General features: G+C 68.8%; 14 protein-coding genes and 2 pseudogenes. 9 read left to right on the top strand and 7 right to left on the bottom strand.

The genetic code is table 11. The features are described 5' to 3' along the window. Positions 1-19 precede the first annotated feature (19 nt). Positions 20-1,726, top strand: coding sequence for an exodeoxyribonuclease V subunit alpha (recD, locus tag ACJH7A_RS25100; protein ID WP_371824581.1), 1,707 nt, complete (start codon positions 20-22; stop codon positions 1,724-1,726). Here recD and ACJH7A_RS25095 read toward each other — a convergent pair. Further along, positions 1,723-2,193, bottom strand: coding sequence for a carboxymuconolactone decarboxylase family protein (locus ACJH7A_RS25095; protein WP_212806974.1), 471 nt, complete (start codon positions 2,191-2,193; stop codon positions 1,723-1,725). The two genes, recD and ACJH7A_RS25095, sit on opposite strands and share 4 nt — an antisense overlap. 83 nt (positions 2,194-2,276) lie before the next feature. Between ACJH7A_RS25095 and ACJH7A_RS25090 the strand changes: the two are divergent. Together ACJH7A_RS25090 and ACJH7A_RS25085 are read left to right on the top strand one after the other, a co-directional pair. Continuing rightward, positions 2,277-3,242 (top strand): annotated as a pseudogene (locus tag ACJH7A_RS25090) (pirin family protein); the annotation flags it as partial. A gap of 18 nt (positions 3,243-3,260) precedes the next feature. Further along, the gene (locus ACJH7A_RS25085) at positions 3,261-3,590 is read left to right on the top strand and encodes a GNAT family N-acetyltransferase (RefSeq protein WP_225433725.1); all 330 of its coding nucleotides are present in this window, start codon (positions 3,261-3,263) and stop codon (positions 3,588-3,590) included. A gap of 11 nt (positions 3,591-3,601) precedes the next feature. Here the strand turns inward: ACJH7A_RS25085 and usfY are convergent, their stop codons facing one another. The 5 genes from usfY to ACJH7A_RS25060 form a co-directional block, all read right to left on the bottom strand. Beyond that, positions 3,602-3,907 (bottom strand): protein UsfY, encoded by a 306-nt coding sequence (gene usfY, locus ACJH7A_RS25080; protein WP_212806976.1) that lies wholly within the window; start codon positions 3,905-3,907, stop codon positions 3,602-3,604. 99 nt (positions 3,908-4,006) lie between these two features. Then, positions 4,007-5,323, bottom strand: a complete 1,317-nt coding sequence (locus ACJH7A_RS25075; protein ID WP_212806977.1) for an Ig-like domain-containing protein — start codon at positions 5,321-5,323, stop codon at positions 4,007-4,009. 355 nt (positions 5,324-5,678) lie between these two features. Next, positions 5,679-6,731 carry a hypothetical protein gene (locus ACJH7A_RS25070; protein ID WP_212806978.1) on the bottom strand — a complete coding sequence of 351 codons (1,053 nt, stop codon included), beginning with the start codon at positions 6,729-6,731 and terminating at the stop codon, positions 5,679-5,681. 120 nt (positions 6,732-6,851) lie between these two features. After that, a complete protein-coding gene (gene cynS / locus ACJH7A_RS25065) occupies positions 6,852-7,322 on the bottom strand; it encodes a cyanase (protein WP_212806979.1) in 471 nt (156 codons plus the stop codon). A gap of 44 nt (positions 7,323-7,366) precedes the next feature. After that, a complete protein-coding gene (locus ACJH7A_RS25060) occupies positions 7,367-7,594 on the bottom strand; it encodes a hypothetical protein (RefSeq protein ID WP_244872772.1) in 228 nt (75 codons plus the stop codon). A gap of 104 nt (positions 7,595-7,698) precedes the next feature. On the opposite strand from ACJH7A_RS25060, the gene cynR reads away from it, so the two are divergent. The 6 genes from cynR (at position 7,699) to ACJH7A_RS25030 (ending at position 14,187) form a co-directional block, all read left to right on the top strand. Next, positions 7,699-8,607: a transcriptional regulator CynR gene (cynR, locus tag ACJH7A_RS25055; RefSeq protein ID WP_212806980.1), complete on the top strand. Its 909-nt coding sequence runs from the start codon at positions 7,699-7,701 to the stop codon at positions 8,605-8,607. Positions 8,608-8,768: 161 nt separating this feature from the next. Then, complete coding sequence (arr, locus tag ACJH7A_RS25050; RefSeq protein ID WP_371824483.1) at positions 8,769-9,209, top strand: NAD(+)--rifampin ADP-ribosyltransferase; 441 nt, start codon at positions 8,769-8,771, stop codon at positions 9,207-9,209. 68 nt (positions 9,210-9,277) lie between these two features. Next, positions 9,278-9,598, top strand: coding sequence for a helix-turn-helix transcriptional regulator (locus tag ACJH7A_RS25045; protein WP_212806982.1), 321 nt, complete (start codon positions 9,278-9,280; stop codon positions 9,596-9,598). Then, positions 9,595-10,071 carry an SRPBCC family protein gene (locus ACJH7A_RS25040; protein ID WP_212806983.1) on the top strand — a complete coding sequence of 159 codons (477 nt, stop codon included), beginning with the start codon at positions 9,595-9,597 and terminating at the stop codon, positions 10,069-10,071. Before ACJH7A_RS25045 ends, ACJH7A_RS25040 begins: the two co-directional genes overlap by 4 nt. A 2-nt stretch (positions 10,072-10,073) precedes the next feature. Beyond that, positions 10,074-10,700 (top strand): maleylpyruvate isomerase family mycothiol-dependent enzyme, encoded by a 627-nt coding sequence (locus ACJH7A_RS25035; RefSeq protein WP_406802890.1) that lies wholly within the window; start codon positions 10,074-10,076, stop codon positions 10,698-10,700. 112 nt (positions 10,701-10,812) lie between these two features. Further along, positions 10,813-14,187 (top strand): YncE family protein, encoded by a 3,375-nt coding sequence (locus ACJH7A_RS25030; protein WP_212806985.1) that lies wholly within the window; start codon positions 10,813-10,815, stop codon positions 14,185-14,187. On the opposite strand, the pseudogene ACJH7A_RS25025 reads toward ACJH7A_RS25030, so the two are convergent. Then, positions 14,184-14,510: pseudogene (locus ACJH7A_RS25025) on the bottom strand (permease); the annotation flags it as partial. The gene ACJH7A_RS25030 and the pseudogene ACJH7A_RS25025 overlap by 4 nt on opposite strands.

Below are 14,510 nucleotides of genomic sequence, written 5' to 3'. Positions count from 1 at the left end.
GGACCGGCTGCCCGACCCCATGGACTGGCGGCAGGTGCCCGCGGCCACCGGGCTGCTGGCGACCTTCAACGCCGCCGGCGTGCTGAACGCCGCCGATGTGCATGTGGCCCAGCGGTGTTGCGCGCTGGCCGAGGAGACGCGCGATGTCGTCGCCCTCGCGGTCGGGCTGGCGATCCGGGCGCTGCGGGAAGGCTCGGTGTGCGTCGACCTCACCACCGTCGCCGACGACATCGGCGGTGACCTGCCCTGGCCGGCACCCGGCGAGCTGATCGCCGCCGTCGCGGATAGTCCGTTGACGGGCAAGGCCATCCGGCTGGACCACGCGCGGTTGCTGTACCTGGACCGTTACTGGCGCGAAGAACAGCAGGTGTGCACCGACCTGCTGGCACTGTCGGCGCAACCGTCGCGGTCGGTCGACGACACCGAACTCGAACGGCTCTTCCCGCCACCGGGTTACGCCGAACAGCGGGCCGCCGCACAACTGGCGCTGACGCAGCCGGTGACGGTGCTGACCGGTGGCCCCGGGACCGGCAAGACGACGACCGTGGCCCGGTTGCTCGCACTGCTGGCGCAGGCCGCGCACCCGGGGCGGCTGCGGATCGCGCTCGCGGCGCCCACCGGAAAGGCTGCCGCCCGGCTGCAGGAGGCCGTCTCGGCCGAGGTGGCCAAACTCGACTCGGCGGACCGGGAACGGCTCAGCGGGCTGCGGGCCGTCACCCTGCACCGGTTGCTCGGCGGGCGGCCCGACAGCGCATCGCGGTTCAAGCACCATCGCGGCAACCGGTTGCCGCACGACGTCGTCGTCGTCGACGAGACGTCGATGGTGTCCCTGACGCTCATGGCCCGGTTGCTCGAGGCTGTTCGCCCCGACACCCGGCTGCTGCTGGTCGGCGACCCCGACCAGTTGACCTCGGTGCAGGCGGGTGCCGTGCTGGCCGATCTGGTCGACGGCCTCACCGACCACCCGTCCATCCGCATCGCGGCGCTGCACACCACACACCGGTTCGGGGCGTCGATCGGCGGGCTGGCCGAAGCGATCCGGTCCGGTGACGCCGACGAGGTACTCACACTCCTGCGGGCCGGTGATGCGGCCATCGAGTTCATCGAGGATCCCGAGCCGGCCGCGGCGCTGCGACCCGTTCTGGTGGGCCACGCGCTGAAGGTACGTGCCTGCGCGCTGCTGGGCGCCGGGGCCGACGGCCTCACGGCCATGGACGAACACCGCCTGCTGTGCGCGCACCGCGACGGGCCCTACGGCGTGCGGCACTGGAATCGTCAGGTGGAGCGCTGGATCACCGACGAGACCGGACAGGCCACCTGGTCGCCGTGGTACCCCGGCCGCCCGCTGCTCGTCACCGCCAACGACTACGCGCTGGGCATCTACAACGGCGACACCGGCCTGGTCGCCGCGGGCCCGGACGGTGTCCAGGTGTACGTCGCGGGTGCGACTGCGACGCAACGGTTCTCGCCGAGCCGGATCGCCGATGTCGAGACCATGTACGCGTTGACCATCCACAAGAGCCAGGGCTCGCAGGCCGACGAGGTGACGGTGATCCTGCCGCCGGCCGACTCCCGGTTGCTGACCCGCGAGCTGTTCTACACCGCGGTCACGCGCGCGAAGAAGAAGGTGCGCATCGTCGGGTCGGCCGACGAGGTGCGGGCCGCGGTGCAGCGGCAGGCGCTGCGCGCGTCGGGCCTGCGGGACCGGCTGCGGGCCGGTACCTAGGGCCGCACCGGGTGCCGGCTCAGGATCGACACCCGGTTGAAGGCGTTGATCGCGGTGGCCACCCAGATCACCGCGGAAATCTCGTCGTCGTTCAGTACCGCTCGCGCCCTTGCGTATTCGCGCTCGGCGGTGTCGTGGTCGGGCAGCGTCGTGGTGATCTCGGCGAGCCGTAGCGCGGCGCGTTCGTGCTCGGAGAACAGCTCGGTGTCCCGCCAGGCGCGCAGCGTCGCCAGCTGTTTGTCGGTGACACCGGCCTTGACCGCGCGGCGGTGATGGATCTCCAGGCACGACGGGCAGCCGTTGATCAGGGAGACGCGGGTGTTGATCAGCTCCACCAGCGCCGGCGACAACCCGGCCTCGGCAGCGGTCTTCGTGACCGCGGTCGCGACCGCCACCAACGTCCGGTAGGCGTGGGGCGACTGCTTGTCGATGTGCACGTGCGCAGGGCCCGGTTCGGTGGTGTCCATTGCCTACTTTCAGGTTGTGGCCAGGACGGCGCGGGTATGGTCTGAGCGAACGCGACGATGGTACGCAGCCGGGAAGGCGAATCGTGAGCAATCTTGAGGCAGACCCCGTCGAATACGACTGTGCCGCCGGGCCTCCCAACCGCATCGAGATTCTGGAGCCGCGTGAGGTGCCGCTGGGCGGGCCGCGGGCCATGATGGTCCGTCGCACCTTGCCGCAGCGCGACCGCTCGCTGGTCGGCGCGTGGTGTTTCGCCGACCACTACGGCCCGGAAGACGTGCGCGTCAAGGCCGGGATGGATGTTCCGCCGCACCCGCACACGGGTCTGCAGACGGTCAGCTGGTTGTTCAGCGGCGAGATCGAGCACCGCGATTCGCATGGCATCCACGAGATGGTGCGGCCCGGTGAGCTGAACCTGATGACGGCCGGCGCCGGCATCTGTCACTCCGAGGTCTCCACGCCGGCGACGACGATCCTGCACGGCGTCCAGCTGTGGGTCGCACTGCCCGACGCCGCCCGCCACGGTCCCCGAAACTTCGACCACTATGCGCCACAGCCGGTTTCCTTCGGCGGCGCCACGGTGTCGGTGTTCCTGGGGACGCTGGCCGGACAGCGGTCACCGGTGCACACGCATACGCCGCTGCTCGGTGCGCAGGTCGATCTGCCCGCCGGCACCACCGTCGAGTTCGACGTCGACCCCACCTTCGAGCACGCCGTGCTGCTCGACCAGGGCGCGCTGACCGTCGCCGATACGCCGGTCCAGCCGTACGAAATGGCCTATCAGGGCGTCGGATCCACGCGTCTGACCCTCGCCAACACCGGAACCGAACCGGCTCGGGCCGTCATTCTCGGCGGCACGCCGTTCACCGAAGAACTGCTGATGTGGTGGAACTTCGTCGGACGCACGCACGACGAGATCGTCGAATACCGCAATCAATGGCAGGCCGAGTCGGAACAGTTCGGTGAAGTCCTCGGTTATCAGGGTGAGCCGGCGCGGCTGCCCGCTCCCCCGCTACCGACCACCCGTCTGGTCCCGCGGAAACCACCCACCGGAGGAAAGGCCCGAGTGATGCTCACCGACAAGAACGGCGAACCTGTCGAGGTGACCCAGGAAGCCGACCGATTCAGCATCGCGGTCGACGGAAAGCCCGTGGGGCTGACGGCTTTCATCGAGCACGGCGAGCAGCGGGTTTTCTACCACACCGAGATCGATCCGGCGTTCGGCGGGCGCGGGCTGGCCAGCGTCCTGATCGCTCAGGCGCTGGCGACCACGCGGCAGCAGGGCAAGCGCATCGTGGCGATCTGCCCGATGGTCAAGGCGTACGTCGAGAAGCACCACGACTTCGACGACATCCTCGATCCGCGGACGCCGGAGATTCTGCGGCTGCTGCCGCGCTAGGCCTCAGCCGATCAGCCCGCGTGCAGACGCCGTTCGGGATGTTCGGCCAGCCACCGTTCCTCGACTCGCTTGACCCGCAGGTGCTCGAACGTGATGACGAGCGCTCCCGCGGTGACCAGCGCGCCGGCGATGAGGCCGAGCGGTAGCTCGAGCCCCGTGTGACCGAACGCGGTTGCGAAGACGAAGCCGGCGATGGTGACGATGCCCAGTGCGATCAGGCCCAGGCCAGGCAGCCACAACGTGTCGATGAAGGATTCACCGGCATGCGGCTGGGTGGTTCGGGAATGATCCACCGGATCATGGTGTGCGCCCTTCATTCGCATCTCCCTCCTTGCCGAAGATGCCCTCAGGCTACGCCCGAATCCGGGTCATTGTGAGATAGTTCACACTTGGCCGCGACTGTCTTCGCGCGGTAGCTAGCGCGGCGGCAGCGGGGCCGCGACGGGCGCCGCGGTCACAGGCGGCGGCGGCAGGGCGGAGCCGCGGACCCATTGATCCCACGGCATGCTCCAGTCGCCGTTCTGGCTCAGCATCTGCGGCGGGCCACCGGTGTACTTGATCTCGACGACGTCGCCGGGCACGGAGAAGTCGTAGAACCACTTGGCATTCTCGCTGTTCAGGTTGAGGCAGCCGTGCGAGGTGTTCTGTTTGCCCTGCGCCCAGATGGTGGAGTTCAGCTGGTGCAGGTAGATGCCGTCATGGCTGATCCGGGTGGCCCACGGGATGGTCTCCTTGTAGCCGAGGCGGCTACTGGTCGGCAATCCGAACGTCGACGAGTCCATGATCACCGGGTTGGCCTTGTCCATCACGGTGTAGACACCGGGCGGGGTCCAGAACGAGATGACGGTGTTGCCGATCGTCTCGGTGCCGCCCATGCCCATCGAGGTCGGCATGGTGCGCACCAGTTGGCCGTTGTCGAAGACGCTGACCTGGTGGGTGTGGTCGTCGGCGACGGAGACGTGGGCGTTGCCGATCCGGAACGAGACATGCTCGTCCTGCTGGCCGTAGGTGTCCTCGCCCAGCCGGACGCCGTAAATCTTGGCCGCGACGCTGACCGTGGTGTTCGGCGCGTAGTACTTCTCCGGCCGCCAATGGGCGTTGGCGTCGTCGACCCAGTGCCACGAGCCGGTAACCGGCGGGTTGGTGGTGACGACGAGGTTGCGCTCCGCGGCGGCTTTGTCCTCGATCTTCTCGTCGAAGTGCGCGGTGACCACGACGCCGACGCCGTAGGTCCCGCCCTCCTGCAGCTGCGCACCGGAAACGGTGTTGAGGTACACCGCCGTCTGGTAGGTGGGGTCCAGCGTGGTGAAGCTCGACGTCTGCCGCGACGGCATGCCGGAGGGGCCGCGCGCCTCGATGGTCATCGTGTACTTGCGGCCGTAGCCCAGTTGCTCGGCGGGCGTCCAGGTCTTGGCGTCGGGCGAGAGCGTCCCGGGAATCTCTTTTCCGGCGCCGTTGACCATCGACACGGCGGTGATCGTGCCGCTCGCCGCGGTGACGTTGACGGGCGCCGCGGGGCTGACGTTCTTCGCCCCGCCGGCCGGCGAGACGCGCACGACGGCGGGCTCGGGAGCGGCGGGCTGCGACACGGACAGGTCGCGCGACGCGGCGACCACCTTGCAACCTTCCTGGCAGCGCGACGTCGACGACACCACGGTCCCACCGAGCACGGCAAGGACGGCCAACGCAGCGGCCAGCCAGGCGCCACGAACACGGCGGGATGAGGTCAACACAGCTCCAAAGTTCGGCTTCGGCCAGGGATTGTCGGATGGATGTACTCGAGGTACTGCATCAGAGTAAGCGGTCGGCCGGGCTCTTTGCACGTCGGATGGAGCTCGTCTCGATTTCACCAGAGCGACACTTCGGCGTGTCGGCTGGCAAACGCCCGCCGATGTGTGATAGGCCCAGATTCCCGGTGATTTCAGCACCGCCGGGCGGCGCCGTGCTGACCAGGCAATTCAGCCAAAGATGGTGCCCGCCAAGATGTTTGGGCAACACCACCGCGCCCGCGGCCGAATACCCTCCGCGACAAAGCAATTCACGACGCAGAGCGGGCTCTGCGCCGTGAACGGTGGACGGGCCGCGGGGCTACTGCGCCGCGAATCGATTGAGGGTGCCGCCGTGCATCGCGCGACCTGCGCGGGCCTGCCGGAAGCCGATCAGCCCACCGGCGCCGGTCAGCACCAACAGGCCGGTGAAACCCGGAACTGCGACAGCGGCGACCTCACTCAGGCCGGCCGCGCGGAGGTCGTCGGAATAGCCGGCCCGGTACGGCGCCGCCGCGACGATCGCGTTGTCGGCCGCGAACACCCGGTCAGCCGGTGCCGGGGCGCGCCCCGGCAGTTCCCCGGTGCCGCCGGAGTGGCCGGCGAAACGCGAATCCGTCTGCGCCCCACCGGATGCCACGGGCTCGACGCGGGTCCCGAAGTCGCGGCCGGTGGACACGGCGCGCGGCACTCCGGTCACCGGCGTGCCGACCGGCGACGACAGCTCGGCCACGGCGGAGGCCCACCCGTCGACCACGGGCAGCGCTTGCGCGACAGCAAACCCCGGCAACGCGGCCACGGTTCGGATCGGTTCACCCAATGCTGCCGGCAGCGGCCCCGTCAGCGCCGTCACCGGCGCCAGTGGCGCATCCGCCACGACGAGTGCGGTCTGACCGGCCGCGGCACTCGCCGCGGCCAACGGTACGGAGACCGACTGGACCGACGGCGCGGTGGTGGGAGTTTCGGCAATGCTCGCGGGTTCGCTGGCCGGTGCGCTCTGCGTCGTGTTCACGACGCCCGAAGGCAGGGCGGCCGACGTGCTCGAGGACGACGTCGCCGACGAGATGTTGGAGCCGTTGCGGCCGTCGCCGAATTTGGGCGTCAGTTGCTGGCCCGGAGAGGGCGTGACTCCGAAGCCGGTGAGCGCACCGGTTCCGACAGTGGTGGCGGTGGTGGTCAGCCCGCCGAACGCCTTGCGGAGGTCCCCAAGGGAAGACAGGCCCGGGCGCGACGTTCCCGAGCTGTCCCCACCTGCATCACCAGAAACACTGGGAGAGAGCGGCATATCGATCGGTGCAGCGCTCGCCACGCCGACACTGATAACCGGTGCGGCGACCAGCCAGGTCACCGCTGCCATGCGCAGGTGCGTCGCCACGCTGCATCCATCCTCTCGAAGCCGACTGCCAGCGGCCTCTGTCTAGTTTGCCACGAGAATTTGCTGTTGCGAAAATTTTCGTGACATCAACAACCATATTAGGGCAGTCGGCGCGAGAAATCAGAACGGCACAGTGGGCAGGTACTTGCCATCCAGGGTGATGACGGCTCGTTCGCCACCGTTGGGATCAGCAACCTTCTGCACATCGAGCCGGAAGTTGATGGCGGAGATGATGCCGTCACCGAACTGCTCGTGGACCAGCGCCTTGAGTGTGGTGCCGTAGACCTGCAGCATTTCGTAGAACCGGTAGATGGTCGGGTCGGTGGGCACGCCACCGGGGATGGACCCGCGCGTCGGGATGGTCTGTAGCAACCGCACTGCGGCATCGTCCAGGCCCAGCAGTTCACCGACGGCCTTGGCCGACTCTTCCGGAAGCGCGTGCTGGCCGAGGACGGCGGCCGTCGTGAAGGCCACCGACAGGCCGGCCGCGTCGGCGATCTGCTGCCAGGACAGGTCCTTGCGGGTCTTGGCTTCGACGGCCGTGGCGGCGAGGAGCTGACGGGCGGTCGGGTCGAATTGTGCGTGGATCATGACGGGACTTCCTTCCGGAGGGCGGGTGGTGTTTCGAGCGGGTGTCAGTGCTGCGCCCAGGTGCCGTACGGCACCATCGGGTTGGTGCCGAACGGCACGTAGGGGTTGGCACCGCCGATGAAGGTGTCCTGTGCGTACACGGGAACCGGGCCGGGAAGTGCCACCGTCCCGCCGTTGTCGGCCGATGCCGGGGCGGCCAGGCCGATCGTGAGCGCGGCGAATGCGCCGACGGCCAACCCGGTTGTCATGGCGCCGAGGCTGTTCTTCTTCATGATGGTGTTTCCTTTCTTGCTGCATTCACCATGTACGAACAGCACCTATAACGTCCAATAGCCACTTTTCACGCTTGCCATAGACAGCATCTATAGTTGGCGCCATGGCTGGACTCGAGCTCCGTCACCTGCGGTATCTCCTCGCCGTTGCCGAACACGGCAATTTTTCCCGCGCCGCCGAGGAGCTATATGTGTCGCAACCCACGCTCTCGCAGCAGATCAAACAGCTGGAAACGACGCTCGGCGTGCAACTCGTCGACCGCGGCGGCCGCACGGTCCGGCTGACGGATGCCGGCGCCGCTTTCGCCGAGCGCGCCCGGAGCGCACTCCGCGAACTGGCCGCCGCCGAGCGGGCCATCGAGGACGTCCAAGACCTCTCCCGCGGGCACCTGCGCCTGGGCATCACCCCGACGTTCATCACTTATCTGATCGGCCCGCTGACGGCCGAGCTGTACGCCCGCCATCCCGGGATCACCCTGACCGTGGTCGAGATGTCCCAGGACAGCATCGAAGCGGGCCTGCTCGCCGACGATCTCGACGTGGGCATCGCGTTCGTCGGCGCTCCCGTTCCCGGCATCGAGTTCGCCGCGCTGTTCACCGAGCACCTCGGCCTCGTGGCCGGTGGGCCGCGGGCCACCGGTCTGGCGGTCCCCCTGCCGGTCCGCGCGCTGGACGATGTCCAGCTGGCGCTGCTCAGCAGTGACTTCCTCACCCGGACCCACATCGACACCTATTTCGCGGCACACCATGTGGCCCCGCGGATCATCATCGAGGCCAACTCCGTCCAGGCCCTCACCGAGATCGTGCAGCGCACGCCGCTGGCGACGGTGCTGCCGGACGCCGTCACCCACGACCATCCGCACCTCACGCCGGTGCCACTGGACCCGCCCATTCCGACCCGGACCGTCGCGATCCTGCGCCGCGACGGCGGCTACCACAGCGCGGCCGCATCCGCGTTCGTGCGGCTCACGCACGAACTCGTCGCAGATCGCGGCTATGCACCGCCCGGGTGATCGTCAGAAGAAAGCCGTGTCGCGCAAAGCAATTCACGTGCCGGCCGCACGGGGGAACTCAGACGTGAACGTTCCTCCCACTCTCAATTTATGGCACACCCCGGGGCTTGCGGCAAGGCCCCGGTGGTGCCGCACAATCGTCCGGCCAGTCGGTACGACGAATGGGGGATGTCATGACGAACACGCCGAAGCCTTTTGAAGTGCATGAGTCGGGCGCGCTGCTGCACGGCACCAAGGCCGACCTCGCGGTGGGTGATCTGCTGCAGCCCGGGTGGGAATCGAACTACGAGACCGGCCGCGTCTCGAACCACGTCTACGTCACGCGGACACTGGACGCCGCGGCCTGGGGAGCCGAACTCGCGGCCGGCGACGGTCGCTGCCGCATCTACATCGTCGAGCCGCTGGGCGAGCTGGAGGACGACCCCAACGTGACGGACAAGAAACTGCCGGGCAACCCGACGCACTCCTACCGCACCCGCGAGCCGGTTCGCATCGTCGGTGAACTCACCGATTGGGTCGGGCATTCACCGGAGCAGATTCAGGCGATGCGCGACGGCCTGGCCGACCTCCAACGCCGGGGCCTTGCCGTCATCTACGACTGACGGTCAACACCAGCCAAAGCCATCGCAACCCTTTTCAATCGATATCCGTAAGCCTAGACTTACCGTTAGTGACTACTTACGAAACGGCCGACCCCTGGGGTGCTCTCGCCGACCGCACCCGGCGGACGATCTTCAAACGATTGGCCGCCGGGCCGCTCGCGGTCGGCGAGCTCGCCGAGGGACTGCCGGTCAGCCGGCCGGCGGTGTCCCAGCACCTCAAGGTGCTGCGTTGCGCCGGCCTGGTGACCGATCGGCAGGTCGGCACCCGGCGCATCTACCAAGTCGACCCCCGTGGCGTCGCGGCCCTGCGGGCCGAACTCGACGTGTTCTGGGACAAGACCTTGACGGCGTTCAAACAGCTGGCCGACGACGAAGGGAAACATTCATGACCGAGGTGGCACCGATCCGCAAGAGCGTCGTCGTCGAGGCGCCGGTCGACAGGGCGTTCGCGTTGTTCGTCGGCCGCTTCGACGCCATCAAACCCCGCGACCACAACCTGCTGGCAGTCCCGATCGCGGAGACGGTCTTCGAAACCCATGTGGGCGGCCACATCTACGACGTGGGCACCGACGGCAGCACGTGCCGGTGGGCACGCGTGCTGGCCTACGAGCCGCCCAAGCTCGTGGTCTTCTCGTGGGACATCGGGCCGACATGGCAGGTCGAATCCGACCCCGACAAAACCAGCGAGGTCGAAGTGCGGTTCACCGCCGAAGCCGACGGGCGGACGCGCGTCGATCTGGAGCACCGGCATCTGGAACGCCACGGCGCCGGCTGGCGATCGGTGGCCGACGGTGTCGACGGCGAGGCCGGCTGGCCGCTGTACCTGAACCGGTACCACGACATCGTCGCCGCGGAGGCGTGACCATGTCGTCGCAGCGTTCCATGCTGGACCTCGCGTACGAGGAGCGTCGCGACCTCGCCGCCTATCTGCGGACGCTGTCCGACGCTGACTGGCAGGCCCCCACGTTGTGCACCGAGTGGTCGGTGAAAGACGTTGTCGCACATGTCGTGAGCTACGAAGAGCTCAGCATCTTCGGCCTGCTGCAGCGCTTCGTCCGGGGACGGATCGTGCGCGCCAACGAGGTAGGCGTGCGGGACTTCGCGAGCTACACCCCCGCGCAGTTGATGGACTTCCTCGAGGCCCATCTGCGTGCGCAGGGGCTCACGTCGGGGTTCGACGGGATGATCGGACTAGTCGACGGGACTGTCCACCACCAGGACATCCGCCGGGCGCTCGGACACCCGCGCACCATCCCGGCCGAACGCCTCGAACGCATCCTGCCGGCGGTCCCGGGCAACCCGAGACTGGGCGCGGGCAAGCGAATCCGTGGGCTGCACCTGCGGGCCACCGACGTCGCCTGGGAGCACGGCAGCGGACCCGAGGTGCTGGGCATGGGCGAGGCATTGCTGATGGCGATGACGGGGCGACCGGCAGCCGCCGACGAGCTGGGCGGCGCGGGTCAGCCGATTCTCGCCGCGAGGTTGCGATAACCGCACACGCGGGAGAAATCAGTCGTTTGTACTGCAGACAGACGGCCTCGCATGCGGTATTCCCATAGGAGGGACATCTGTCCCTCTTTCGGGCCGCTCGAGAGGACCGACCATGAGCAACGCCACGTACGTCGGACGGGTCGGGGGACTGGCGGTGGCACTCGGGGTCGGTTTCGCGATCGCGAGTACACCGGGTACGGCGTGGGCCGACGATGCGGCGAATCCCGGAGCCACCTCGGCGCCGGCACAGAACGCCGCGCCCGAGGCGGCCGGCGCCACGAAGCCCGGCGCGAATGCCGGCAAGAACAAGCGCCCGCCGGGCAAGGCGAGCAGCGACAAGCAGCGCGCCACGAAACCCACACCGACGGCGGCAGACAGTCCCGCGAAGACGCAGGCGACCGCGAAGACCGTCACCGGGTCCACGAAGAAGCCCACGCCGCGCGCCCTCCAGGCCGACGTGGAAACCGTGTCGGCCCCGGCACCGCGGGCGGTGGCCGCAACGGTCGTCGCGACATCGGCGGTGACGCCGTCGGTCACGTCCACCCCGACGCAGGCGAACGGCGCGGTCAGTGTCATGTCGGCGTCGAGCCTCGAGTCGTCGGCGAACGGTGGTCCCATCGCCCCGGACTTCTCGCCGGTGGCCGCCGTGCTGGCGGCCTGGGGCACCCGCACCCGGATCGAGGCCCAGACGAAACCCGCCGCGGTCACCTCGACGAGTCAGCCCGTGGTCGCCACCGCGGCGCAACCTGTGGTCGCGACCGCCACGCAGCCGGTCCCCACGGCCGCGACGACGAACGTCCCGTCACCCTGGCTGAACTACTCAAAGTCGATTTCGGTGGGCACCAATCCCGGCGCGGAGGTGATGGGTGCCGACGGCCGGCTGTACGTCGCCAACACCGGCAGCAACACGGTCTCGGTCATCAACACCACCACCGGAAAGCGCATCGACGCCAACCCGAGCTGGTTCTCGCAGGACATCTCGGTCGGTACCGCGCCGAGCGCACTGGCGCTGAGCCCCGACGGCACCCGGTTGTACGTCGCCAACAGCGGCAGCGGCACGGTGTCGGTCATCAACACCGTCGGCTACAAGCGCATCGACGCCAACCCGAGCACGTCGTCGAAGGACATCACGGTGGGCACCACGCCGAGCGCCTTGACGGTCGGCGCGGACGGCCGAATCTATGTGGCCAACAAGGGCAGCGGCACCGTGTCGGTCGTCGACCCCACCACCTACACCGTCACCGACACCATCGGCGTCGGTAGCCAACCGACCGCTCTCGCGCTCGGCACCGGGAAGGTGTACGTCGCCGATCAGGGCAGTAATACCGTCTCGGTGATCGACACCAGCACCCTCGGCGTCACCGGCATCGCGGTCGGCACCTCACCCACCGCGCTCGCCTTGGGCACCGGCGGCACGCTCTATGTGGCGGGCCAGAACAGCACGCTGTCCACCATCGACACCGCCACCGGCACCGTGCTGCCCGGCGCGGTCGCGGTGGGTCCCGCCCCCAGCTCGGTGGCCGTCAGCGCCGACGGCAGCATCGCCTACGTCGCCAACGGCAACGACACCGTCTCGGTGATCAACACCGCCACCTCGGCCGTCGTCAGCACCGTCCGGTTCGACACCGATGCCGCCGGTGGCCACGCCGTCGCCGTCGCCCCGGGCGGCGCCGTCTACGTCACCGACGCGACCGACCGCACCGTGCGTGTGCTCGTGCCGCCCTCGCTCATCGCGACGTCGGTGACGAAGATCGGGAGCGTCGGCGTCTCGGGCGTCGGCTCGACCCTGTTGAGCACCGACGGCACTCGCGCGCTGGTCATCACCGGCCCCTCGCCCATCTCGACGACCAGCACCACCCGCGTCGCGGTGATCGACACCGCGACCGGCAAGCAGGTCGGCAGCACGGTGTCCATCGCCGGCAAGCCCGTCGTCCCGGCATTCAGCGCCGACGGCACGCGGGCCGTGATCACCGCCGCGGGCACCGCGACGACACAGCTGGCGGTGATCGACCTCGCGACCGGCAAGCAGACCGGAACGACCCTCACCCTGCCGGGCGCGGTCGGCGTGCAGCTGCTGTCGGCCGACGGCAGCCGCGCTCTGACCACCACCTACGGCTCGGGCACCACGCAGGTCGCGGTGATCAACACGCTCACCGGCGCCCAGACCGGCACCACTGTCTCCGTCACCGGCAACAGTCTGGAGCCGCCCGTCCTGACTGCCGATCGCACCCGCGCCCTGATCACCACCAGCCGCCCGATCTGGGAGGCCCCGGACACCACACGGGTGGCGGTGCTCGACACCACCACGGGCACCCAACTCGGCACCACCGTCGAGATCGCCGGCAACGAGCTGGCCCCGCCGGTCCTCAACGCCGACGGCAGCCGGGCCGCGATCACCAATCAGATCAGGGATTTCGCCTCGGGCTACACCACGCAGGCGACGGTGATCAACGTCGCGACCGGCGCGCAGGTCGGCGCCACCGCGGACCTCGACGGTGAGGGCATCTCGTACGGCGCAGCGGTATTCAACGCCGCGGGCAACCGCGTCGTCTTCATGGCCCGCACGGAGGGCCCGGTCAACACGTTCACCACCCGGCTGGCGGTCCTGGACGCCGCCACCGGCGCCCCGGTCGGCACCGGTCTGGTCGTCGCCGGCGACGGGGCCCGCGAGCTCAGCGCCGACCGGACCCGCATGGTGATCACCGCGACGTCGACCGACCCGGTCACTCAGGTGACGACCACCAAGCTCGCGACCGTCGACCTCGCCACCGGCAACCAGATCGGCGACGTCACCCTGCCCGGCACCTGGCGCTCGCTGCTGATGACGCCCGACGGCAGCCGCGCCGTCACCATCGCCGGCGACAACGCCGGGACGCACGTGGCCGTGATCAACACCCTCACCGGCGCCCAGACCGGCACCACTCTCAACCTCGCAGGCGAGGAATTCGGCTCCCGTCTCATCAGCGTCGACGGCAGCCGGGCGCTGATCACCACGTCTGTCTACAACGGGGCCACGAGCGTCAACAGCGAGCGATTGACGGTGCTCGACACAACGACCGGCGCGCAGATCGGCAACACCGTGACGCTCATCGGTTTCCTCAACGGCGGGGTGCAGTACAGCGCCGACACCGGGCGTGCGGTGGCGATGACCATCAGCAGCAATTTCAACACCACCGGCGTCCCCACGTCGCAGGTGGCGGTGCTCGATACGACCACCGGCTTCCAGCTGGGCAGCACCCTCACCCTCAAGCCCGACAACGGCTACCTCGTCCTCAGTGGCAGCGGCACCCGCGCCGTCGTCAGCACCGGGAGCCAGCTCGTGGTCATCAACACCGCCAACGGCGCACAGGTGGGCAGCGCCCTCACCGGGGTGGGCAGCAATCCGCTGTTGACGGCCGACGGCAGCCGCGCGCTGACCACCGGAATCTCCTACAACGCCTGGACCCGCACGTACACGACGACGGCACGGGTGCTGAAGATCGTCTAGTGGTGGTCGTGGCCGGCGTGGTGCTCGTGGCTGCCCTCATGTCCCGCGTCGGGCGAGCCGCCCATCATGCGCAGCATCGGGATGCCGCCGGTGCGGACGAAGCGCAGCACCAGACCCGCGGCCAGCAGCAGGAAGACGATGTTGAGCCACGTGGTGTAGTTCCAGGAGATGCCGCTCTCCATCACCATGGCGTGGCGCTGCGTGGGGATGAGACCCGTTGCGCCGAACAGCAATTCGACAAGGTAACCCGCCGCGACCATCGAGACGTAGAAGGTGGCCAGCAGCGTCAGCATCATCCGGGTGCCGTAGTACTTCCGGTAGAT

The organism is Mycobacterium sp. SMC-17, from assembly GCF_045310915.1.
Lineage (GTDB): Bacteria > Actinomycetota > Actinomycetes > Mycobacteriales > Mycobacteriaceae > Mycobacterium.
This window is presented reverse-complemented; position numbering and strand designations above follow the sequence as displayed.